Below are 22,123 nucleotides of genomic sequence, written 5' to 3' on the forward strand. Positions count from 1 at the left end.
CGACGCACACACCAGGGGACGAGTTCACGATGCGACGACCGGTACAGGTCACCAGGAAGACCCTGATCACGATGGCGGCCGCGGGGGGTGTCCTCGCGATGGGCGGAGGTTACGCACACGCGGACTCCGGAGCCTCCGGCCAGGCCGCGAATTCCCCGGGCGTGGCGTCCGGGAACAATGTCCAGGCTCCCGTGGACGCACCGGTGAACGTGTGCGGCAACACGGTCAACATCATCGGCCTGCTGAACCCGGCCTTCGGGAACGGCTGTTCCAACGGTGCGGACCGCGGGGGCGAGCCGGGGAACCCCGGCCAGCCCGGTAACCCGGGCAACCCGGGCACTCCGGGTCACCCTGGAAACCCGGACAATCCGGGTCAACCTGGGAACCCCGGAAACCCCGGTCACCCCGGAAACCCCGGCACACCGGACCACCCCGGAAACCCCGGCACCCCCGGTACTCCGGGCCACCCCGGAAACCCGGGAGGCGGCGACGACGAACCGTGCGACGACCACCCGGAGCACCCGGATCACCCGGACACGCCCCGCACGCCGGACAAGCCCGTTGCCCCGGGTACGGACACCCGCCCGGACCCGGGCCCGGTCACGCCGGTCACGCCCGTCACGCCCGTCACGCACCCCGCCCAGGGGCCCGGCGTGAGCGTCGCCGCCCCCGCCCCGTCGGGACCGGCGGTTCTCGCCGCGACCGGTGGCGCTGACGTCCTCACCGCGGGCCTCCCGCTCGCCGGCGGCCTGCTGCTGGCGGGCACCGTGCTCTACCGGCGGGCCCGCAACGCCGCCTGACGGCTGTTCACGACGCGGGCCCCGCCCCCGGGGCCCGCGTCACCAGGTCGCGCGGACCTGGCGGATGATCCGGCGGCGCAGTCGCACACGGCGGCTGCCGTCCCGGTGCAGGCTCAGCCGGTCGAGTTCCCAGTTCCCGTACTCGGCATGATCGGTCAGCAGGCGGGTCGCCTCCTTGCGAGGAACGCCGCGGGGCACGTACACGTCGACAAATTCGTATTCCGGCATCGCATCTATTGTGCGGGCAGAGCCCAGGTACGGATAGCGTCTCCTCTATGTCTGATGCCGCTCTGCCCACTGTTGCCGAGGTACGCGCCGCCGCCGAGGCGGTCAAGGCCGCGCTCGACCGCCACCTCGCCGCGGTCGAGCGCAGGATCGGGGACGAGGACCCGGACGTCTACGCCGCGTTCAACGAACTCGCCGCCGCGGCCGAGGAGTACGACGAACTCCTCTACGACCGCTACGACGAGGTCACCCCCTTCGAGATCCCCACGCCCGAGGACGCCGTCCCGTACACCGGGCCCGCCGAGCCCGCCGCCTTCAGCGTGCTCATCCGCCGCGACTACGCCGTGGTCGAACCGCAGCGGCTGATCGCCCAGGCCGAGCGGATCGCCGCGCACGACCGGGACGCCGAGCTCGTCCCCGACAGCGGCACCGCCGACGCGCTGGGCGTCCTCTTCGGGGAGTACGAGCCCGACGAGATCGCCTCCCGCTTCAAGGACTTCGGGCTGGAGGAAGGTGATTCCACGCTCTGGATCGCGGCCTCGGAGGAGATGGCGGAACCGGGGGAGTGGCTGAACTCGCCCTTCGGGCACATCGATCAGCAGGACGTCCTGCACCGGTTCGACGTCAGCTCCGTCTTCGACGAGGACACCGACGAGTTCGACGAGGACGAGGACGAGGACCGGCACGACAGCGACGACGAGGACGAGACCGCCCAGCCGGGGCTGGCCCCGGCCTGATCGCGGCCCGACGCCTGCCGGAGGAACACCGTGGGCCCCGCCCCGCCCCATGGGACGGGGCGGGGGCCACGGGCAGGGCCTACGCCGGCTGCTCGCCCGCCGCCGCGAGCGCGGTCAGCAGACCCGTCAGCCGGGTCGTACGCGGCTTCGGCAGCACTTCCGCCACCGCGCGCGCCAGCGCCTGGTCGACGCCGTGCACGATGGACAGGTGCCGCTCGGCCCGCCCGAAGGCCGTGTAGACCCAGTCCCGCGACAGGGCCTGCGCCGCGTCCCCCGGCAGCACCACGACCACGGCCGGCCAGCGCGTGCCCACGGCCTGGTGCGCCGTCACCGCCCAGCCATGCCGCACCTGCGACTCCACCAGCTCCTTCGGTACGACGACCCGTACGCCCGCGCGGTCCAGGTGCAGCCCCTGCGCGTCGGCCGACACCACCCGGGCCGGCAGCGCCCGCCCCGGGGACGGCACGTGGACGACCCGGTCACCGGGATCGAAGCCGCCGAACCGGCCGGGACCTGGGTTGAGCCGCTCCTTGAGGGCCGCGTTCAACGCCCGGGTCCCCGCGGAGCCGCCGTGCCCCGGGGTGATCACCTGCACGCTGTCCGCCGGGATCCCGAAGGCCCGCGGCACCGACTCGGCCACGAGTTGGACGGCCCGGTGCACGGCCTCCCCGGCGTCCCGCACCGGGACGATGACGACCTCCTTGCCGGGGGCGTCGACCTGGTTCAGCTCCCCGATGCCGACCCCCGAGACGAGTTCGCCGAGGGGACCGGGGTCCGGGGTGCGGGAGACCACCTGGGGGCAGGTACGGGCCGCCAGCACATCGGCGAACACCCGTCCGGACCCGGCGGATCCGAGCACTCCGGGGTCGCCGGAGAGCACCAGCCGGGCCCCGTCCGGGACGGATTCCACCAGCGCGGCCGCGGTCTCCACGTCCAGCTGCGGCGCGTCCACCACCACGAGCAGGTCCAGCGCGAGCTGCCCGTCCGCGTCCCGCCCGGGCCCTTCGGCCCCGGACAGCAGCCCCGCCACGGTCACCGAGTCCGGGCCGCCGGGGGCGTGCGCGGCCAGGCAGGCGCGCAGGCCCAGCTCCCGGGCCGCCGCCACCAGGGCGAACGGCTCGGCGCGGGCGGCCTCGCCGCCGGTGTGCGTGACCAGGCCGTGGCCCGCGACCGTACGGATCAGCTCGGCGGCGGACGGATTCGGCGCGGCCGCGGCTGCCTGCTCCCAGTCCGCCGGGCCTTCGAAGGTGTTGGCGAGCCGGGCCAAGCCGTCGGCCAGGCTCTCCTCGGCCATGGCGGACCCTTCCAGGCCCACCAGGATCCTCCCCCGGACCTCCTCCGGGGGGACCCCCGGGGGCTGTTCCGTACCTTCGGCGTATTCGGCGTATTCACCGGCCTGCGGGCCGAGGGGCTCGTGGAAGACCAGCACCGAGCCCTCGGCGATGGCCTGTTCCAGGGCCCCGGCCGGATCCGGTACGCCGTACTGGGCCAGGGCCTTCTCCAGAACCGGCGCCTCCAGCGCGGTGTGCCCCTTGAGCCCGGCCTGGGCCAGCAGCCAGCCCACCAGGACGGCGGTGCGGCGCTCGTCCCCCGGACCGGCCTCGGGGCCCAGCAGGGCCCGGGCGAAGCCGTCCGCCTGGGCCGGGCGCACGGCGGGGACGGCCAGCAGCCGCCAGGGGTTCTCGGCGAGCTGTTCGGCGGCGCCCTCGCCCAGGGCCGCCGCGGCAGCGCCGGCCAGGGCCTCGGGGGCGCCACCGCGGGCCAGTACGGCCCGTACGCCGTCTACGGCATCGGCGGAGGGAGCCGCAACGGCCGCCGCCGGGACGGGAGAGTGCGGTGCCGGCGGCGCGGGGGCCGCCTTGCGGGGCGCGGCCGGGGCCTCGTCGAAGTACACGGCGGGGGGCTTCGCTCCGCTCTCCACGGCCCGGACGGCGGCCAGCAGGTCGGCGGCCTTTCCGCTGAGCTTCGCCCCCGCCTCGACGGGTCCTTCCCGCTCGGCCTTGCGCCGGGCGATCCGTTCCCGCTCGATCTTCTGCGCGGCCAGCTCGGCCTGGGCCTCGCTCAGCCCGGTGCCAGCAGCGGGCTCAGCAGGCGCGGCGGGCTCGGCCCCGGCCCCCCCGTCACCGGCCCCACCTTCATCGGAGGCCTCGGCTTCGCCGTGCGCGGAGCCGTCCGGCCCCTCGTCCGGCCCCTCGACCGGCCCTGCGGGGCTTTCCCCCACCGCGCCCCTTCCCGAAACCGGGGCTCCGCCCCGGACCCCGTCGGCGTCCTCGCCCGGCGCCTGCGGCGCGGCCCCGGCCGGTACGTCCGGCTCCTGCGGGGCAGCGGCGGCCCGTACCTGCGCTTCCTCCGCGGCGGCGGCATCGGCTTGGCGGTCCGTACTCACAGCGTGCTCCAGTCCTGATCGGGGTAGCGGTGCACCGGAGCCGAAACATCGTCCAGCGCCCGGCAGATCTCCTCGGGAAGACTAAGGGCCTCCACCGACAACGCCGCCGCGAGCTGCGCCGATGTCCGCGCGCCCACGATCGGCGCGACCACCCCCGGCCGGTCCCGGATCCACGCCAGGGCCACCTGGAGCGGGGTCACGGCCAGCCCCTGGGCCGCCGTCGCCACGGCGTCCACGATCCGGCCCGCCGCCTCGTCGAGGTACGGGTCCACGAAGGCGGCCAGGGACTCCGAGGCCCCCCGGGAGTCCGCCGGGGTGCCGTCCCGGTACTTGCCCGTCAGCACCCCGCGCCCCAGCGGGGAGGAGGGCAGCAGACCGACGCCGAGGTCCAGCGCGGCCGGCAGCACCTCCCGTTCCACGCCCCGCTGGAGGAGGGAGTACTCCATCTGCGTCGAGGCGAGACGGGTCCGTATCCCGGGGGCCGCGAGCTGCCAGGTCGCCGCCTTCGCCAACTGCCAGCCGCAGAAGTTCGACACCCCCGCGTACCGGGCCCGGCCACTGCTCACGGCGATGTCCAGCGCCTGCAGGGTCTCCTCCAACGGGGTCCCGGGATCGAAGGCGTGCACCTGCCAGAGGTCCACGTAATCGGTGCCCAGCCGCTCCAGCGAGGCGTCCAGGGCGGCGAGCAGGTGCCCCCGCGAGCCGTCGAACCGCCGGTCCGGGTCCGGCACGCCGCCCGCCTTGGTCGCGATCACCAGGTCCCGGCGCGGGACGAGTCCGCCCACCAGTCGCCCGAGGAGGTACTCCGCCTCGCCGTCGCCGTAGACGTCGGCGGTGTCGACGAGCGTGCCGCCCGCCTGCCAGAAGGTCTTCACCTGCTCGGCGGCGGCTTCCTCGCCGGTGTCGCGGCCCCAGGTGAGGGTGCCGAGGCCGATCCGGGAGACGCGCAGTCCGGTGCGGCCGAGATGCCTCTGCTCCATGAGCGCTGAGACTACTGGGGCGCTGACGTGAAGGACCCTGGCGCGCTACAGTCCCCGCAGACCTACGTTACTGATCGGTAAACCGGTAAGGGGACGACACATGCGGCTCGGCATCAATCTCGGTTACTGGGGCGCGGGCATGGACGCCGACAACCTCGCCGTCGCCCAGGAGGCCGACCGCCTCGGCTACGACGTCTGCTGGGCCGCCGAGGCTTACGGATCCGACGCCCCGACCGTGCTCGCCTGGGTCGCCGCCCAAACCGAGCGCATCGACGTGGGCTCGGCGATCCTCCAGATCCCGGCCCGGCAGCCCGCGATGACCGCCATGACCGCGGCCACCCTCGACTCCCTCACCAAGGGCCGCTTCCGGCTCGGCCTCGGCGTCTCCGGCCCCCAGGTGTCCGAGGGCTGGTACGGCGTCAAGTTCGACAAGCCGCTCGCCCGGACCCGTGAGTACGTGGAGATCGTCCGCAAGGCGATGAGCCGCGAGCGGCTCTCGTACGAGGGCGAGCACTGGACCCTGCCGCTGCCGGGCGGCCCGGGCAAGCCGCTCAAGCTGACCGTGCACCCCGAGCGCGAGCACATCCCGCTCTACATCGCCGCCATCGGACCGAAGAACCTCGAGCAGACCGGGGAGATCGCCGACGGCGCACTGCTGATCTTCCCGGCCGCCGAGCACCTGGAGGCCACCGCGCTCACCCACATCCGGGCGGGCCGCGAGAAGGCCGGACTGACCATGGACGGCTTCGACGTCTGCCCGACCGTGCCGCTGGCCGTCGGCGAGGACGTGAACGCGCTCGCGGACATGTTCCGCCCGTACACCGCCCTGTACGTGGGCGGCATGGGCAGCCCGAAGCAGAACTTCTACAACCAGCTGGCCCGGCGCATGGGCTACGAGAAGGAAGCCGCCGAGATCCAGGACAAGTACCTGGCGGGCGACAAGGACGGCGCGGCCGCGGCCGTCCCGCACTCGCTGATCGACTCGACCACGCTGCTCGGCCCGGTCGGGCGGATCGCGGACGGGATGCGGGCCTACGCGGAGGCCGGGGTCACCACCCTCACGCTGGCCCCGGCCGGATTCACCCTGGACGAGCGGATCGCCGCACTGCGCGCCGGCACCGAGGCGCTGGAGCTCGCGGGAGTGGCCTGAACCGCGGACACGGGCCCTGCGGCCGTGGTGGGGGCTCGGGGGTCTTCCCCGCCACGGCCGACACAGCCAACAACGCTCCGGGCGCCCGCCAGGTTACGCGTGGCGGTCCATCCGCTCGTTTCCTTCATTCGGACGAGTAACGCGACCTATCGGTTGCCCGCCCCGCCCACCGGCGTTTGACTCGTCGCATGCTCTCTGCCCGCAGCCTGTTCCAGGAGATCGTCGACAACGACGACTCCTTCCAGCTGTTCTGCTCCATCGCCGCCAGCGGGGAGACCCAGGGCGGCTGGGAGAACGCCCGTATCGCGGCCCTGGTGCCGGACGCCATGCGCGACCTCGCGCCCAAGATCACCCGACATGGCGCCGACGAGGACAAGCACGGCCGGATCTTCCAGGCCCTGCTCCGCAAGCGCGGCCTGCCCGCCGTCCCGGTACCGCCCGAGACCGACTACACGATGCTGCTGGAGCGCCGCGGCATCGGCCTCGCGCACGACAAGCTGCGCCGCGAGGAGGCACTGACCGAGGAGGACATCGTCGTCTACCTCGCGCACAGCCGCGTCACCGAACAGCGCGCCGCCGACCAGATGGACATGCTGGTCAAGTACTTCGGCGACCACCCGGAGGTGGGCAAGGCCATCCACATGATCAGCAACGACGAGGACAACCACCTCGCCTACTGCCACGAGGAACTGCTCCGGCTGGCCCGTGCGGGCCACGCCCGGACCATCCACCGGGTGCTCCGGGAGAGCGCGCTCGCCGAGATCGGCGTCTACCGCGACGTGAGCCTCGCCGTCATGGACCACATGGGACGGCTGCTGCGCTGGCCCACCCCGAAGGCGGCCGCGCTCGCCGCCGGCATCCGCGGGATGTACGCGTACGAGCGGTTCAGCGGCTGGCACCGGATGGTGAGACTGCGGATGCCGGAGCGCCGCGACGCGCTGGGCGGCGCGCCGAGCACCGCGCCCGAGTTCGCGTAGCGGTGCGGGGGCCGTTCACGGCACCGGCCCCCGCAGACAGGACCGGACCGGACCGGACCTACAGCCAGCCCCGGCGCTTGAACATGCGGTGCAGGCCCAGGCACAGGGCCGCCATGAGCACGACCACCGCCGGATAGCCCCAGGTCTGCCGCAGCTCCGGCATGTCGTCGAAGTTCATCCCGTAGATCCCCGCCACCATCGTGGGGACGGCCGCCATCGCCGCCCAGGCCGAGATCTTGCGCATGTCGTCGTTCTGCCGGACGCCCATCTGCGCGAGGTGCGCCGCGAGCGCGTCCGACAGCAGCCGGTCCAGGCCCTCGATGTACTCGTTCGCCCTCGTCAGGTGGTCGGCGACGTCACGGAAGAACGGCTGGGCGTGCTCGTGGACGAAGGGCACCTGCCCGAAGGCGAGCCGGTCCATCGGCTGGAGCAGCGGGCTCGTGGCCCGCCGGAACTCCAGCACCTGCCGCTTGAACCCGTAGATCCGGGCGGCGGTGTTCTTGCTGTCCGAGGCGTTCGGGGCGAAGACGTCGGCCTCCAGCTCCTCCAGGTCCGCCTGGAGCTCGGCCGCCACCTCGATGTAGTGGTCCACCACCGCGTCGGACACCGCGTACAGCACCGCCGTCGGGCCGTGCCGCAGTACGTCGGGCTCCTGCTCCAGCCGGCGGCGTACGGCGGCCAGCGGGGCCCCCTCGCCGTGCCGGACCGTGACGACGAACGAGTCGCCGACGAACACCATCAGCTCGTCCGTGGTCACCGTGTCCGCGGCCTCGTCGTACACCACCGGCTTCAGGACGACGAACAGCGAATCGTCGTACACCTCCAGCTTCGGGCGCTGGTGCGCGGTGAGCGCGTCCTCCACCGCCAGCGCGTGCAGCGCGAACTCCTGGCGGACGTGGTCGAATTCCTCCGCCGACGGCTCGTGCATGCCGACCCAGAGGAAGGCGTCACCGGTCGCCCGCGCCTCGTCGAGGGCATCCGAGAAGTCTTCCGGTCCCTCGGTGCGGCGGCCGTCCCGATAAATCGCGCAGTCCACAATCACGCGGCGCATTCTTCCCTGCCCACGGCCCGCCCGCACGCCCGCGTCACGGCATACGCTGGCCTCCATGGCCACGCTGATCCTCGTACGACACGGGCGGTCCACCGCCAACACCGCTGGGCTGCTCGCCGGATGGACCCCGGGAGTGGCCCTCGACGAGCGCGGCGCCGAGCAGGCCGCCGCGCTGCCCGGGCGGCTGGCGGGGGTGCCGCTCGCCGCAGCCGTCACCAGCCCGCTGCAACGCTGCCGGGAGACCCTCGCACCCCTGATGGCCGCCAGGCCGGAGCTGGAACTGCACACCGACGAGCGGATCGGCGAATGCCACTACGGCGACTGGTCGGGCCGCAAACTCTCCGAACTCTCCGACGAACCGCTGATGAAGATCGTCCAGCAGCACCCGTCGGCGGCCGCCTTCCCCGGCGGCGAGTCCATGCGCGCCATGCAGGCACGCGCCGTGGACGCCGTACGGGACTGGAACGCGCGGATCGAGGAGGAGCACGGGAGCGACGCCGTCTTCCTGATGTGCTCGCACGGAGACGTCATCAAGTCCCTTGTCGCGGACGCGCTGGGCATGCACCTGGACCTCTTCCAGCGCATCCACGTCGACCCCTGCTCGGTGACCGCCATCCGGTACACGCCCACCCGGCCGTTCATGTTCCGGCTCGGCGACACCGGGGACTTCGGCTCGCTCGTACGCCGTCCGGCCGCACCGGAACCCGTCGCGTCGGACAAAGAAGCCGAAGACGCGGGGAACGCGGTCGTGGGGGGCGGCGCGGGCGCGGCCTGATCGGGCGGCGCAGTAGGGTGGACGGGCCAACACAAGGGCGCAGACCTGCCCCTGCCGCCGAGACTTGGAGACTGGACGTGCCCCGTCAGGTGTTCCTCTACGACCCCCCGGACCGCTTCGTGGCCGGCACGGTCGGTCTGCCGGGGCGCCGTACGTTCTTCCTGCAGGCCTCCGCCGGCCCCCGCGTCACCAGCGTCTCCCTGGAGAAGACCCAGGTCGCCGCGCTGGCGGAGCGGATGGACGAGCTGCTGGACGAGGTCGTACGGCGGACCGGCGGCAATGCCCCGGTCCCGGCCGTCGCCCCCGCCGAGGCCACCGACACCGCACCGCTGGACGTCCCGGTCGACGAGGAGTTCCGCGTCGGCACCATGGCCCTGGCCTGGGACGGCGAGGAACAGCGGATGATCGTCGAGGCCCAGGCGCTGGTGGAACTCGAAGCCGAGTCCGACGAGGACCTCGCCGAGGCGGAGGAGCGGCTGCTCCAGGACGAGGAGAACGGCCCGCCGATGCTGCGGGTCCGCCTCACCGGCGCACAGGCCCGGGCCTTCGCCAAGCGGGCCCTGGACGTGGTCAACGCAGGGCGCCCGCCGTGCCCGCTGTGCAGTCTGCCGCTGGACCCGGAGGGGCACGTGTGCCCGCGCCAGAACGGCTACCGGCGCCAACCGTGACGGACCTGGGGGAGTACGAGGAAATGCTCGCGAAGGGCGAGCTGACCGTCGTCGGCCGGATCCGCGAGGCGTCCAATGCCGTCCTGCTGTGCAGTGTCACGTACGACGGTGTGAGCGCCGACTGCGTGTACAAGCCGGTCAAGGGGGAACGGCCGCTGTGGGACTTCCCCGACGGGAACCTCGCCCAGCGGGAGGTCGCCGCCTACCTGGTCTCCGAGGCCACCGGGTGGGGCCTGGTGCCCACCACCGTGCTGCGCGACGGACCGTACGGCGAGGGCATGGTCCAGCGGTGGATCGACACCCCGGAGGGCGGGGCGCCCGGCGCCGAGCTGCTCGCGCTCGTCGAGGGCGAGGAGGCGGGGGAGGGCTGGAAGCCCGTCGCCCTCGCCGAGGTCGGGGAGGGCCGCACCGCCCTGCTCGTCCACGCCGACGACCCGCGGCTGCGCCGCCTCTCCGTACTCGACGCCGTGATCAACAACGCCGACCGCAAGGGCGGCCACCTGCTGACCGCGCCCGACGGACGGCTGTACGGCATCGACCACGGCGTGACCTTCCACGCCGAGGACAAACTGCGCACCCTGCTGTGGGGCTGGGCCGGGGAGCCGCTGACGGACGAGGCGCGCGAGGTGCTGGGCGGGCTGGCCGCCGAGCTGGCCGAGGGAGCCCCCCTCGCCACCCGACTGGCCGAACTGATCACGGCGGCCGAGCTGGCCGCCGTACGGGCCCGAGTGGGGCACCTGCTGCGCACCGGAACCCATCCGCTGCCGTCCGGGCAGTGGCCGGCGATCCCCTGGCCACCGGTCTGAACCGGCCATCGGCCACACGCACAGAACCGGCCCGATCGCAAGAGTGCCGATCAAGACAACAGTGCAGGTCCGGTTCGTTTCCGGAACATCCGTCCGGTTAGGCTCGTGGCATGCATGCCTGGCCCGCTTCTGAGGTCCCCGCCCTTCCTGGCAAGGGCCGCGACCTCCAGATCCACGACACCGCGACCCAGGGGACGATCACCCTCGACCCCGGTCCCGTCGCCCGTATCTACGTCTGCGGCATCACCCCGTACGACGCGACCCACATCGGTCACGCGGCGACCTACAACGCGTTCGACCTCGTACAGCGCGTGTGGCTCGACACCAAGCGCCAGGTCCACTACGTCCAGAACGTCACGGACGTGGACGACCCGCTCCTGGAGCGGGCGCTGCGCGACGGCCTCGACTGGACCGAGCTGGCGGAGCGCGAGACCGCGCTCTTCCGCGAGGACATGACGGCCCTGCGGATCCTGCCGCCGCAGCACTACATCGGAGCGGTCGAGGCCATACCCGGCATCGTGCCGTTGGTCGAACGGCTGCGGGACGCGGGCGCCGCGTACGAGCTCGAGGGCGACGTCTACTTCTCGGTCGAGTCCGACCCGCACTTCGGCGGGGTCTCGAACCTCGACGCCGAGGCGATGCGGCTGCTCTCGGCGGAGCGGGGCGGCGACCCCGACCGACCGGGGAAGAAGAACCCGCTGGACCCGATGCTGTGGATGGCCGCGCGTCCGGGCGAGCCGAGCTGGGACGGCGGCTCGCTGGGCCGCGGCCGGCCGGGCTGGCACATCGAGTGCGTGGCGATCGCCCTGGACCACCTGGGCATGGGCTTCGACGTCCAGGGCGGCGGGTCGGACCTGGCGTTCCCGCACCACGAGATGGGCGCGTCGCACGCGCAGGCGCTGACGGGCGAGTTCCCGATGGCCAAGGCGTACGTGCACGCCGGCATGGTGGCGCTGCACGGCGAGAAGATGTCGAAGTCGAAGGGCAACCTCGTCTTCGTGTCGGCGCTGCGGCGCTCCGGAGTCGACCCGGTGGCGATCCGACTGGCGCTGCTGTCGCACCACTACCGGGCGAACTGGGAGTGGACGGACGCGGTGCTGGCGGATGCGGAGGCCCGGCTGGAGCGCTGGCGCGCGGCCGTGTCCCGGCCGGACGGCCTGCCGGCCGACGCGCTGGTGGAGGAGGTCCGCGAGGCCCTCTCCCGCGACCTGGACGCGCCTGCCGCGCTGGCGGCCGTGGACCGCTGGGTGGACGCCCAGAACGCCTCGGGCGGCGACGACGAATCGGCCCCGGGCCTGGTCTCCCGCACGGTGGACGCCCTCCTGGGCGTGGCCCTGTAACCAGCGGCGCCGCTGCCGGGGGCTCTGCCCCCGGACCCCCGCGCCTCAAACGCCGGCGGGGCTGAAAGATCGCCTCAAACGCCGGCGGGGCTGGATTTTCCAGCCCCGCCGGCGTTCGGCATCCCGCCGGGCGAAGCCAAACCCAGCCCCGCCGGCGTTTGAGGCGCGGGGTCCGGGGCAGCGCCCCGGGAAGCGGCCCGCACGGGCTACACCTCCGGGGGCTCCGGCGGGGTGTCGTCCTCCGGCGGCGTCACGGCCGGGGGCTGCGGCTCCTCCGCAGAGGGGTCCGGCTTGCGCTTCGGGGGGCGGGTCAGGCCGCTGGAGGTGTCCCGCAGGTACGACCCGTCACCCGGCTCGCCCCCCGCGGCGGCGGAAGGGTCGCGCCGCCGCAGGTACCGCTCGAACTCCCGCGCGATCGCGTCGCCCGACGCCTCCGGCAGGTCCGCCGTGTCCCGCGCCTCCTCCAGCGTCTGGACGTACTCCGCCACCTCGCTGTCCTCGGCGGCCAGTTGGTCCACGCCCAGCTGCCACGCCCGCGCGTCCTCCGGCAGTTCGCCCAGCGGGATCCGGATGTCGATCAGGTCCTCCAGCCGGTTCAGCAGCGCCAGCGTCGCCTTCGGGTTCGGCGGCTGCGACACGTAGTGCGGCACCGCCGCCCACAGCGACACCGCGGGGACACCCGCGTGCGTACAGGCCTCCTGCAGGATCCCCACGATGCCGGTCGGGCCCTCGTACTTGGTCTCCTCCAGGTCCATCGTCCGCGCCAGGTCCGCGTCCGAGGTGACCCCGCTCACCGGCACCGGCCGCGTGTGCGGCGTGTCCCCGAGCAGCGCGCCCAGGATGACCACCATCTCCACGCCCAGTTCGTGCGCGAAGCCGAGGATCTCGTTGCAGAACGACCGCCACCGCATGGACGGTTCGATCCCCCGGACCAGCACCAGGTCCCGCGGTTTGGCGCCGCCGATCCGGACCACCGACAGCCGCGTCGTCGGCCACGTGATCTTCCGTACCCCGTTGTCCAGCCACACCGTCGGCCGGTTGACCTGGAAGTCGTAGTAGTCCTCGGCGTCGAGCGCCGCGAACACCTCGCCCTTCCACTCCCGGTCCAGGTGTGCGACCGCACCGGAGGCCGCGTCACCCGCGTCGTTCCAGCCCTCGAACGCGGCCACCATGACCGGGTCGATCAGCTCGGGCACGCCCTCAAGCTCGATCACCCAGGTCTCCTTCCGAAGTTCCCTTGCGTACGTGGGTCAGCCTAAGCCTTGATACGACACCAGCCACAGCCCACGACAGAGGGGCGGTTCCCCTCGGAACCGCCCCTCTTCCCCACCTGCGGGAGAGCTATGCCCGGTGACCCAGCATCTCCTCGACCCGGGCGCGCACGGCCGCGTCGTCCAGGCCGCGGATCGTCACCGTCGTACGGCGGCGCAGCACGTCGTCGACCGTCTCGGCCCACTCGTTGTCCCGGGCGTAGGCGACCTGCGCCCAGATCTCCGGACCGTCCGGGTGGATGCGCTCGGCCAGCGCCGGGTCCTCGTTCGCGATCCGCGCGATGTCGAAGGCGAGCGAACCGTAGTGCGAGGCCAGGTGGCGCGCGGTCAGCGGGTCCATCCGGCTGCCCGGCTCGCGGTCCACCAGCAGCCGGTGCGCGACCGCGTTCGGGTTGGCGACACCGGGCAGCGGGACCCGGCGCACGAGGGACTTCACCGGCTCCATGTCCTCGGTCAGAGGGCTGCCCGGGAGCTTCGCCAGCTTGTCCATGACCACCCGGCCGATGTGGCGGTACGTCGTCCACTTGCCGCCGGCCACCGACAGCATGCCGCCGGCGCCCTCGGAGACCACCGTCTCGCGCTTCGCCTTCTCCACGCCGCCGGGGCCGCCGGGCAGCACCCGCAGGCCCGCGAAGGCGTACGTCATCAGCGAGCGGTCCAGGTCCGCGTTCTTCACCGAGAAGGCCGCCTCGTCCAGGATCTGCTGGATGTCGGACTCGGTGGCGCGCACGTCCGCCGGGTCGCCCTCGTAGACCTCGTCGGTGGTGCCCAGCAGCAGCTGGTCCTCCCACGGCAGGGCGAAGGTGATGCGGTACTTGTCGATCGGGGTGGCCATGGCGGCCTTCCACGGCGACTTGCGCTTCATGACGATGTGCGCGCCCTTGGAGAGGCGGATCGACGGCATCGAGTGCTTGTCCTCCATGCGCCGCAGGTGGTCCACCCACGGGCCGGTGGCGTTGAGCACGACCCGCGCGTCGACCCCGAACTCGGTGCCGTCGAGACGGTCCTTGAGCTCGGCGCCGGTGACCCGGCCCCGCGTCTTGCGCAGCCCGGTGACCTCGGCGTGGTTGAGGACGACCGCGCCGGACTCGACGGCCGCGCGGACCGTCATGACGGCGACGCGGGAGTCGTTCATCTGGTGGTCGTAGTAGACCGCGACGGCCTTGAGGTTGTCCGTCTTCAGGCCCGGGTTGTCGGCGGCGGCACGGGCCGGCGATATGACCTTGCCCATGCCGTCGCCGAAGGCGGAGAGCGCCGAGTACGCGAACACGCCCGCGCCCAGCTTCGCCGCGCCGACCGGACCGCCCTTGTAGACGGGCAGGTAGAAGGTGAGCGGGTTGACCAGGTGCGGGGCCACGTCCTTGGCCAGCACCCGCCGCTCGTGGTGGTTCTCCGCGACCAGCTTGACCGCACCGGTCTGCAGGTAGCGCAGGCCACCGTGGACGAGCTTGGATGAGGCCGAGGAGGTGGCGCCGGCGAAGTCGCCGGCGTCCACCATGGCGACCCGCAGACCCGACTGCGCGGCGTGCCAGGCCACCGAAGTGCCCAGGATTCCACCGCCGATGACCAGCAGGTCGTACGTGGCCTTCGCCAGCTGCTCACGGGTCTCGGCGCGGCTCGCGTTCGAGCCGGCGGTCGGGTGCGTGCCCAGTGCGGGAACGCTCTGCAGGCTGCTCATATCTCGTGACTCCTACTTACTCGTCGATTGCGCCGGCCGTGCGGTCAGCTGGCGTCTTCGTCGTCGACCCAGCCCATCGACCGCTCGACGGCCTTGAGCCAGCTCTTGTACTCGCGCTCCCGCTGCTCGGCGGGCATCCGCGGGGTCCACTCCGCCGCGCGGCGCCAGTTGGCGCGCAGGGCGTCGGTGTCGGGCCAGAAGCCGACGGCCAGGCCGGCGGCGTAGGCGGCGCCGAGGCAGGTGGTCTCGGCGACCATCGGGCGCACCACGGGGGCGTCCAGGAAGTCCGAGAGCGTCTGCATCAGCAGGTTGTTGGAGGTCATGCCGCCGTCGACCTTGAGGGCCGCGAGCTCGACGCCCGAGTCCTTGGTCATGGCGTCGGTGATCTCGCGGGTCTGCCAGGCGGTGGCCTCCAGGACGGCACGGGCGATGTGCGCCTTGGTGACGTACCGGGTGAGGCCGGCGATCACACCGCGGGCGTCGGAGCGCCAGTACGGGGCGAAGAGACCGGAGAAGGCGGGCACGAAGTAGGCGCCGCCGTTGTCCTCGACCGAGGAGGCCAGGGTCTCGATCTCGGCCGCGGACTTGATCAGACCCATCTGGTCGCGCATCCACTGGACGAGCGAGCCGGTGACGGCGATGGAGCCCTCCAGCGCGTAGACCGGCTTCTGGTCGCCGATCTGGTAGCCGACCGTGGTCAGCAGGCCGCTGTAGGAGTTGATGATCTTGTCGCCGGTGTTCATCAGCATGAACGTGCCGGTGCCGTACGTGGACTTCGCCTCGCCCTCGGCGAAACAGGTCTGGCCGAAGAGGGCGGCCTGCTGGTCACCGAGCGCCGAGGCGACCGGGACACCGGCGAGGACGCCGTCCTTGACGTGGCCGTAGACCTCGGCGGAGGACTTGATCTCCGGGAGGACGTTGAGCGGCACGTCCATGGACTCGGCGATGCGCTCGTCCCAGGCCAGGGTGTGCAGGTTCATCAGCATGGTGCGCGAGGCGTTGGTGACGTCGGTGACGTGCACACCGCCCTGGGCGCCGCCGGTGAGGTTCCAGATGACCCACGAGTCCATGGTGCCGAAGAGGATGTCGCCGGCCTCGGCGCGCGCCCGCAGGCCCTCGACGTTGTCGAGCAGCCAGCGGACCTTGGGCCCGGCGAAGTAGCTCGCCAGCGGCAGGCCGGTCTCGCGGCGGAAGCGGTCCTGGCCGACGTTGCGGCCGAGCTCCTTGCACAGGGCGTCGGTGCGGGTGTCCTGCCAGACCAGCGCGTTGTGGACCGGCTCGCCGGTGTGGCGGTCCCACAGCAGGGTGGTCTCGCGCTGGTTGGTGATGCCGATCGCCTTGACGTCGGCGGCAGTGATCTCGGCCTTGGCGATGGCCCCGGCGACGACCTCCTGGACGTTGGTCCAGATCTCGGTGGCGTCGTGCTCGACCCAGCCCGGCTTCGGGAAGATCTGCTCGTGCTCCTTCTGGTCGACGGCGACGATGCGGCCGTCGCGGTCGAAGACGATGCAGCGGGAGGAGGTGGTGCCCTGGTCGATCGCGGCGATGAAGGGGCCGGTGCTGCTGGTCATGGTGGCTGCTCCTGGGAAGTCCGGTGGGCGAACGGCTTAGACGAACGCGAGGTTGTAGATACCCGCGGCGAGGGCGCCGCCGATCAGCGGGCCGACGACGGGGATCCAGGCGTATCCCCAGTCGGAGCCGCCCTTGTTCGGCAGCGGCAGCAGCGCGTGGACGATGCGCGGACCCAGGTCGCGCGCCGGGTTGATGGCGTAGCCGGTCGGGCCGCCGAGCGAGAGGCCGATGCTGACGACGGTCAGGGCGACGATCAGACCGCCGAGGGTGCCGAGGCCCTTGCCGTCGTCGTTGAGGCCGAAGGCGAGTACCGCGAGCACGAGCACCAGGGTGCCGATGATCTCGGTGGCGAGGTTCTGCCACACGTTGCGGACCTCGGGGCCCGTGGAGAAGATGCCGAGCACCGGGCCGGCATCCGGCTCCGTCTTCTGGTCGACCAGGCCCGCGTGCTCGGACTTGGCGGCCACGATCTCCGGATCGGTGAGGTGGGCCTGGAACTGGCCGTAGTACGCCACCCAGGCCAGCGTGGCGCCGATCATGGCGCCGAGCAGCTGGCCGGCGAAGTAGACCGGAACGTTGCCCCAGTCGCCGTCCTTGATCGCGATACCGACCGTGACGGCGGGGTTGAGGTGGGCGCCGGACAGGGTGCCGGTCATGTAGACGGCGGTCATGACCGCGAAGCCCCACCCGAAGGTGATCGCCAGCCAGCCCGCGTTCTGCGCCTTGGAGCGCTTGAGCACGACGGCGGCGACCACGCCGGCGCCGAGAAGGATGAGTACGGCAGTACCGATGGTCTCGCCGATGAAGATGTCGGAGCTGGACACCCGCGACTCCTTTGTCTTACGTCCAGGGGTGGGCGGACACCGGGTCCCTCCGGTGGTTCCGCGCACTCGGTGAGTGCTGCACCGGTCCTTGGCTCGTCGCATCCTAGCGCGTATTGCCGTCAGGTGTTCGACAATGCCGACCGGTGAACGGCAGTTTTCCGCCCAGGTGAAGAACGCGTCAAGGGCTGGCCAGGCCAAAGTGTCGGATCGTTACCACTAGGTACGATCGCCCAAATCAAGCCATTCCATGGTCGAGATATGGCGAAAAGTGGGCAGAAAGTGGCTACGAAGGGGCCATCACCTGCTAAAGGGAGCTCAGAACCGGCCCGCACCGAGATCGCGTGAAACCGCGCGCGCACAGTCCCGTACCGACGCCACGAGGGCCGGGTGGGGCTCTCCGGCCTCCCCGCAGACCCGCTCCACGGCGCCCGCGACCGCCACCGCGCCGACCGGCATCCGCCGCCGGTCGTGGATGGGCGCCGCCACCGAGGCGATGCCCTCCCAGGTCTCCTCGACGTCCGCGGCCCAGCCGCGCGCCCGGGTCATCCCCAGGATCTCCTCGAAGCCCGCGCCGTCCGTGACCGTACGGGGAGTGAACGCCTCGCGCTCCACCTCCAGCGCCTGCGTGTGCGCGACCGGGTCGTACGCCGAGAGCACCTTGCCCAGCGCGGTCGAGTGCAGCGGCTGCATGGCCCCGACCTCCAGCACCTGACGGCTGTCATCGGGCCGGAACACGTGGTGCATGATCAGCACCCCGCTCTTGTGCAGCACCCCCACGTACACGCTCTCGCCGCTCGCCCGGGCCAGGTCGTCCGTCCAGACCAGGGCGCGGGCGCGCAGCTCGTGCACGTCGAGGTAGCTGTTGCCCAGGCGCAGCAGCTCCGCGCCCAGCTGGTAGCGCCCGGAGGCCGGGTCCTGCTCCACGAAGCCCTCGGCCTGCAACGTTCGCAGGATGCCGTGGGCCGTGCCCTTGGCCAGGCCCAGGGAAGAGGCCACGTCGGAGAGCCCCAGCCGGCGCTCGCCGCCCGCCAGGAGCCGCAGCATCGCAGCGGCTCGTTCGAGCGACTGGATGTTCCGTGCCATCGCGCAGCCTCCTGCTGACCGTGCTGTCATCTACTGACTATGGTGACGTGGTTCGACAATGCTGAACAGTATCGGTCGATGCCGACCTGGTGCACCGTCGGGGAACCCAGCGCCGTACCGTCGCCGGGACACCCTGGCAAGCCCCCGCCACAGAATGCAGTCCGCCACGTGGGACACCCGCACCGGGGCTGGTACCTCGCGGTTACGCTGGCCGCGTGCACCCTTGAAGACCGAGAGGGTGCAAAGCCGACAGCCGTCGCATCCCAGGGAGCACCACCATGGCTTCGTTGCCCAACCCGCCCGCCGACACCCAGACCCGGGCCGATGCCCTCCGAGAGGCGCTCGCCACCCGCGTGGTCGTCGCCGACGGAGCCATGGGAACGATGCTCCAGGCGCAGGACCCCTCGATGGAGGACTTCCAGCAGCTCGAAGGCTGCAACGAGGTCCTCAACGTCACCCGCCCCGACATCGTGCGCACCGTGCACGAGGCGTACTTCTCCGCGGGCGTGGACTGCGTCGAGACCAACACCTTCGGCGCGAACTTCGCCGCGCTCGCCGAGTACGACATCGCCGACCGGAACTTCGAGCTGTCGGAATCCGGCGCCCGCATCGCCCGCGAGGTCGCCGACGAGTTCACCGCCTCCACCGGCCAGCAGCGCTGGGTCCTGGGCTCCATGGGCCCCGGCACCAAGCTGCCCACGCTCGGCCACATCACCTACGCGAAGATCCGCGACGCCTACCAGATCAACGCCGAGGGCCTGCTCTCCGGCGGCGCCGACGCGCTGCTCGTCGAGACCACCCAGGACCTCCTGCAGACCAAGTCCTCCATCATCGGCGCCCGCCGCGCCATGGAGGCGCTCGGTGTCACCGTCCCGCTCATCTGCTCCGTCACCGTCGAGACCACCGGCACCATGCTGCTCGGCTCGGAGATCGGCGCGGCCCTGACCGCGCTGGAGCCGCTGGGCATCGACATGATCGGCCTGAACTGCGCCACCGGCCCCGCCGAGATGAGCGAACACCTGCGCTACCTCGCGCGCAACGCCCGCATCCCGCTCTCCTGCATGCCCAACGCCGGCCTGCCGGTCCTGACCAAGGACGGCGCGCACTACCCGCTGACCGCCCCCGAGCTGGCCGACGCGCAGGAGACCTTCGTCCGCGAGTACGGACTCTCCCTGGTCGGCGGCTGCTGCGGTACGACCCCCGAGCACCTGCGCCAGGTCGTGGAGCGGGTCCGCGGCACGGCCGTCACCCAGCGCACCCCCCAGCCCGAGCCCGGCGCCGCCTCCCTCTACCAGACGGTGCCGTTCCGCCAGGACACCTCGTACATGGCGATCGGCGAGCGCACCAACGCCAACGGCTCGAAGAAGTTCCGCGAGGCCATGCTGGAGGCCCGCTGGGACGACTGCGTGGAGATGGCCCGCGACCAGATCCGCGAGGGCGCCCACATGCTCGACCTGTGCGTGGACTACGTGGGCCGCGACGGCGTCGCCGACATGCAGGAGCTCGCCGGCCGCTTCGCCACCGCCTCCACGCTGCCGATCGTCCTGGACTCCACCGAGGTTCCCGTCCTCCAGGCGGGCCTGGAGAAGCTGGGCGGCCGCGCGGTCATCAACTCGGTGAACTACGAGGACGGCGACGGACCGGAGTCCCGCTTCGCCAAGGTCACCCGCCTGGCCCAGGAGCACGGCGCCGCGCTGATCGCGCTGACCATCGACGAGCAGGGCCAGGCCCGCACCGCCGAGCACAAGGTCGCCATCGCCGAGCGCCTGATCGAGGACCTCACCGGGAACTGGGGGATCCGCGAGTCGGACATCCTCATCGACACCCTGACCTTCACCATCTGCACCGGGCAGGAGGAGTCCCGCAAGGACGGCATCGCCACGATCGAGTCGATCCGCGAGCTCAAGCGCCGCCACCCGGACGTACAGACCACCCTCGGCCTGTCCAACATCTCCTTCGGCCTCAACCCGGCCGCCCGCGTGCTGCTGAACTCGGTCTTCCTCGACGAGTGCGTGAAGGCCGGCCTCGACTCCGCGATCGTCCACGCCTCCAAGATCCTGCCGATCGCCCGCTTCGACGAGGAGCAGGTCACCACCGCCCTCGACCTGATCTACGACCGGCGCAGCGAGGGCTACGACCCGCTGCAGAAGCTGATGGCCCTCTTCGAGGGCGTCAACACCAAGTCGCTGAAGGCCGGACGGGCCGAGGAACTCCTCGCGCTGCCGCTGGACGAGCGGCTCCAGCGCCGCATCATCGACGGCGAGAAGAACGGCCTGGAGGCCGACCTCGACGAGGCCCTCCAGACCCGCCCCGCCCTCGACATCGTCAACGACACCCTCCTGGAGGGCATGAAGGTCGTCGGCGAGCTCTTCGGCTCCGGCCAGATGCAGCTCCCCTTCGTCCTGCAGTCCGCCGAGGTCATGAAGACGGCCGTCGCGTACCTCGAACCGCACATGGAGAAGACCGACGACGAGGGCAAGGGCACGATCGTGCTGGCCACCGTCCGCGGCGACGTCCACGACATCGGCAAGAACCTCGTCGACATCATCCTGACCAACAACGGCTACAACGTCGTCAACATCGGCATCAAGCAGCCCGTCTCCGCGATCCTCGAAGCCGCGCAGGAGCACAAGGCCGACGTCATCGGCATGTCCGGCCTGCTCGTCAAGTCGACCGTGATCATGAAGGAGAACCTGGAGGAGCTGAACCAGCGCAAGCTGGCCGCCGACTACCCGGTCATCCTCGGCGGCGCCGCCCTCACCCGCGCCTACGTCGAACAGGACCTCCACGAGATCTACGAGGGCGAAGTCCGCTACGCCCGCGACGCCTTCGAGGGCCTGCGCCTCATGGACGCCCTCATCGCCGTCAAGCGCGGAGTCCCCGGCGCCACCCTCCCCGAACTCAAGCAGCGCCGGGTCGCCAAGCGTGACACCCCCCTGCTCCAGGCGGAGGAGCCCGAGGAGCCGGGCGGCCGCTCCGACGTCGCCGTCGACAACCCCGTCCCCACCCCGCCCTTCTGGGGCACCCGGGTGGTCAAGGGCATCCCGCTGAAGGACTACGCCTCCTGGCTGGACGAGGGCGCCCTCTTCAAGGGCCAGTGGGGCCTCAAGCAGGCCCGCGCGGGCGGAGCCACGTACGAGGAGCTCGTCGAGAGCGAGGGCCGTCCGCGCCTGCGCGGCCTCCTGGACAAGCTGCACACCGAGAACCTCCTCGAAGCCGCCGTCGTCTACGGGTACTTCCCCTGCGTCTCCAAGGGCGAGGACCTGATCATCCTGGACGAGCAGGGCAACGAGCGGACCCGCTTCACCTTCCCGCGCCAGCGCCGCGGCCGGCGCCTGTGCCTCGCGGACTTCTTCCGCCCCGAGGAGTCCGGTGAGACCGACGTGGTCGGCCTCCAGGTGGTCACCGTCGGCTCGAAGATCGGCGAGGCCACGGCGAAGCTGTTCGAGTCCGACTCCTACCGCGAGTACCTGGAGCTGCACGGCCTGTCCGTCCAGCTCGCCGAGGCCCTGGCCGAGTACTGGCACGCCCGCGTCCGCGCCGAGCTCGGCTTCGGCGGCGAGGACCCGGACAAGGTCGAGGACATGTTCGACCTCAAGTACCGCGGCGCCCGCTTCTCCCTCGGCTACGGCGCCTGCCCCGACCTGGAGGACCGCGCGAAGATCGCCGACCTCCTCCAGCCGGAGCGGATCGGCGTCCACCTCTCGGAGGAATTCCAGCTCCACCCGGAGCAGTCCACCGACGCCATCGTGATTCACCACCCCGAAGCGAAGTATTTCAACGCACGCTGAGGTCCGCCG

The 22,123-nt window shown here is 71.9% G+C and carries 18 protein-coding genes; 9 read left to right on the forward strand and 9 right to left on the reverse strand.

The features are described 5' to 3' along the window. Window positions 1-29 precede the first annotated feature (29 nt). A complete protein-coding gene (locus tag ACZ4TV_RS13500; RefSeq protein ID WP_468133970.1) occupies window positions 30-800 on the forward strand; it encodes a chaplin family protein in 771 nt (256 codons plus the stop codon). Between the two features lie 39 nt (window positions 801-839). Here the strand turns inward: ACZ4TV_RS13500 and ACZ4TV_RS13505 are convergent, their stop codons facing one another. Next, complete coding sequence (locus tag ACZ4TV_RS13505) at window positions 840-1,028, reverse strand: DUF5703 family protein (RefSeq protein ID WP_073774709.1); 189 nt, start codon at window positions 1,026-1,028, stop codon at window positions 840-842. 47 nt (window positions 1,029-1,075) lie between these two features. Between ACZ4TV_RS13505 and ACZ4TV_RS13510 the strand changes: the two genes are divergently transcribed. Then, window positions 1,076-1,762 carry a hypothetical protein gene (locus ACZ4TV_RS13510; protein WP_468133973.1) on the forward strand — a complete coding sequence of 229 codons (687 nt, stop codon included), beginning with the start codon at window positions 1,076-1,078 and terminating at the stop codon, window positions 1,760-1,762. Window positions 1,763-1,841: 79 nt separating this feature from the next. On the opposite strand, the gene ACZ4TV_RS13515 is transcribed toward ACZ4TV_RS13510, so the two are convergent. Next, window positions 1,842-4,160, reverse strand: coding sequence for an ATP-dependent DNA helicase (locus ACZ4TV_RS13515; protein ID WP_468134117.1), 2,319 nt, complete (start codon window positions 4,158-4,160; stop codon window positions 1,842-1,844). Then, entirely contained in the window at window positions 4,145-5,128 is a 984-nt protein-coding gene (locus ACZ4TV_RS13520) for an aldo/keto reductase (RefSeq protein ID WP_468133975.1), read from the reverse strand. The genes ACZ4TV_RS13515 and ACZ4TV_RS13520 overlap by 16 nt, the downstream gene beginning before the upstream one ends. A gap of 100 nt (window positions 5,129-5,228) precedes the next feature. Between ACZ4TV_RS13520 and ACZ4TV_RS13525 the strand changes: the two genes are divergently transcribed. Further along, entirely contained in the window at window positions 5,229-6,278 is a 1,050-nt protein-coding gene (locus ACZ4TV_RS13525) for an LLM class F420-dependent oxidoreductase (protein ID WP_468133977.1), read from the forward strand. Between the two features lie 188 nt (window positions 6,279-6,466). Continuing rightward, on the forward strand, window positions 6,467-7,255 hold the full coding sequence (locus ACZ4TV_RS13530) for a ferritin-like domain-containing protein (protein WP_468133979.1): 789 nt from the start codon (window positions 6,467-6,469) through the stop codon (window positions 7,253-7,255). Window positions 7,256-7,313: 58 nt separating this feature from the next. Here ACZ4TV_RS13530 and corA read toward each other — a convergent pair whose 3' ends face one another. Continuing rightward, window positions 7,314-8,306 (reverse strand): magnesium/cobalt transporter CorA, encoded by a 993-nt coding sequence (gene corA, locus ACZ4TV_RS13535; RefSeq protein WP_468133981.1) that lies wholly within the window; start codon window positions 8,304-8,306, stop codon window positions 7,314-7,316. A gap of 55 nt (window positions 8,307-8,361) precedes the next feature. Here corA and ACZ4TV_RS13540 point away from each other — a divergent pair, with 55 nt between their 5' ends. The 4 genes from ACZ4TV_RS13540 to mshC all read left to right on the forward strand — a co-directional run bounded on the left by ACZ4TV_RS13540 (window position 8,362) and on the right by mshC (window position 11,895). Further along, window positions 8,362-9,081, forward strand: a complete 720-nt coding sequence (locus tag ACZ4TV_RS13540) for a histidine phosphatase family protein (protein WP_468133983.1) — start codon at window positions 8,362-8,364, stop codon at window positions 9,079-9,081. A 77-nt stretch (window positions 9,082-9,158) separates the two neighbouring features. Further along, complete coding sequence (locus ACZ4TV_RS13545) at window positions 9,159-9,749, forward strand: DUF3090 domain-containing protein (protein ID WP_468133985.1); 591 nt, start codon at window positions 9,159-9,161, stop codon at window positions 9,747-9,749. Beyond that, entirely contained in the window at window positions 9,713-10,555 is an 843-nt protein-coding gene (locus tag ACZ4TV_RS13550) for an SCO1664 family protein (protein ID WP_468133987.1), read from the forward strand. The genes ACZ4TV_RS13545 and ACZ4TV_RS13550 overlap by 37 nt, the downstream gene beginning before the upstream one ends. Before the next feature lie 110 nt (window positions 10,556-10,665). Then, window positions 10,666-11,895: a cysteine--1-D-myo-inosityl 2-amino-2-deoxy-alpha-D-glucopyranoside ligase gene (gene mshC, locus ACZ4TV_RS13555; protein WP_468133989.1), complete on the forward strand. Its 1,230-nt coding sequence runs from the start codon at window positions 10,666-10,668 to the stop codon at window positions 11,893-11,895. Between the two features lie 206 nt (window positions 11,896-12,101). On the opposite strand, the gene ACZ4TV_RS13560 is transcribed toward mshC, so the two are convergent. From ACZ4TV_RS13560 to ACZ4TV_RS13580, 5 genes are all read right to left on the reverse strand, one after another. After that, a complete protein-coding gene (locus tag ACZ4TV_RS13560; protein WP_468133991.1) occupies window positions 12,102-13,109 on the reverse strand; it encodes a PAC2 family protein in 1,008 nt (335 codons plus the stop codon). Window positions 13,110-13,236: 127 nt separating this feature from the next. Next, entirely contained in the window at window positions 13,237-14,844 is a 1,608-nt protein-coding gene (locus ACZ4TV_RS13565; RefSeq protein ID WP_468133993.1) for a glycerol-3-phosphate dehydrogenase/oxidase, read from the reverse strand. 44 nt (window positions 14,845-14,888) lie between these two features. Continuing rightward, window positions 14,889-16,415, reverse strand: a complete 1,527-nt coding sequence (gene glpK, locus ACZ4TV_RS13570; protein WP_468133995.1) for a glycerol kinase GlpK — start codon at window positions 16,413-16,415, stop codon at window positions 14,889-14,891. Between the two features lie 36 nt (window positions 16,416-16,451). Next, complete coding sequence (locus ACZ4TV_RS13575) at window positions 16,452-17,240, reverse strand: MIP/aquaporin family protein (protein ID WP_468133997.1); 789 nt, start codon at window positions 17,238-17,240, stop codon at window positions 16,452-16,454. Window positions 17,241-17,555: 315 nt separating this feature from the next. Further along, window positions 17,556-18,323, reverse strand: a complete 768-nt coding sequence (locus ACZ4TV_RS13580) for an IclR family transcriptional regulator (RefSeq protein ID WP_468133999.1) — start codon at window positions 18,321-18,323, stop codon at window positions 17,556-17,558. 278 nt (window positions 18,324-18,601) lie between these two features. On the opposite strand from ACZ4TV_RS13580, the gene metH reads away from it, so the two are divergent. After that, the gene (metH, locus tag ACZ4TV_RS13585) at window positions 18,602-22,114 is read left to right on the forward strand and encodes a methionine synthase (RefSeq protein ID WP_468134000.1); all 3,513 of its coding nucleotides are present in this window, start codon (window positions 18,602-18,604) and stop codon (window positions 22,112-22,114) included. The last annotated feature ends 9 nt before the right edge of the window (window positions 22,115-22,123 follow it).

The organism is Streptomyces sp. NPDC028910 (assembly GCF_055564955.1).

Coding starts and splice junctions, on each gene's coding strand:
- ACZ4TV_RS13580 (WP_468133999.1), bottom strand. CDS start 18,323: ATGGCACGGAACATCCAGTCGCTCGAACGAGCCGCTGCGATGCTGCGG.
- ACZ4TV_RS13505 (WP_073774709.1), bottom strand. CDS start 1,028: ATGCCGGAATACGAATTTGTCGACGTGTACGTGCCCCGCGGCGTTCCT.
- ACZ4TV_RS13510 (WP_468133973.1), top strand. CDS start 1,076: ATGTCTGATGCCGCTCTGCCCACTGTTGCCGAGGTACGCGCCGCCGCC.
- ACZ4TV_RS13500 (WP_468133970.1), top strand. CDS start 30: ATGCGACGACCGGTACAGGTCACCAGGAAGACCCTGATCACGATGGCG.
- mshC (WP_468133989.1), top strand. CDS start 10,666: ATGCATGCCTGGCCCGCTTCTGAGGTCCCCGCCCTTCCTGGCAAGGGC.
- ACZ4TV_RS13520 (WP_468133975.1), bottom strand. CDS start 5,128: ATGGAGCAGAGGCATCTCGGCCGCACCGGACTGCGCGTCTCCCGGATC.
- ACZ4TV_RS13530 (WP_468133979.1), top strand. CDS start 6,467: ATGCTCTCTGCCCGCAGCCTGTTCCAGGAGATCGTCGACAACGACGAC.
- ACZ4TV_RS13565 (WP_468133993.1), bottom strand. CDS start 14,844: ATGAGCAGCCTGCAGAGCGTTCCCGCACTGGGCACGCACCCGACCGCC.
- glpK (WP_468133995.1), bottom strand. CDS start 16,415: ATGACCAGCAGCACCGGCCCCTTCATCGCCGCGATCGACCAGGGCACC.
- ACZ4TV_RS13525 (WP_468133977.1), top strand. CDS start 5,229: ATGCGGCTCGGCATCAATCTCGGTTACTGGGGCGCGGGCATGGACGCC.
- ACZ4TV_RS13540 (WP_468133983.1), top strand. CDS start 8,362: ATGGCCACGCTGATCCTCGTACGACACGGGCGGTCCACCGCCAACACC.
- metH (WP_468134000.1), top strand. CDS start 18,602: ATGGCTTCGTTGCCCAACCCGCCCGCCGACACCCAGACCCGGGCCGAT.
- corA (WP_468133981.1), bottom strand. CDS start 8,306: ATGCGCCGCGTGATTGTGGACTGCGCGATTTATCGGGACGGCCGCCGC.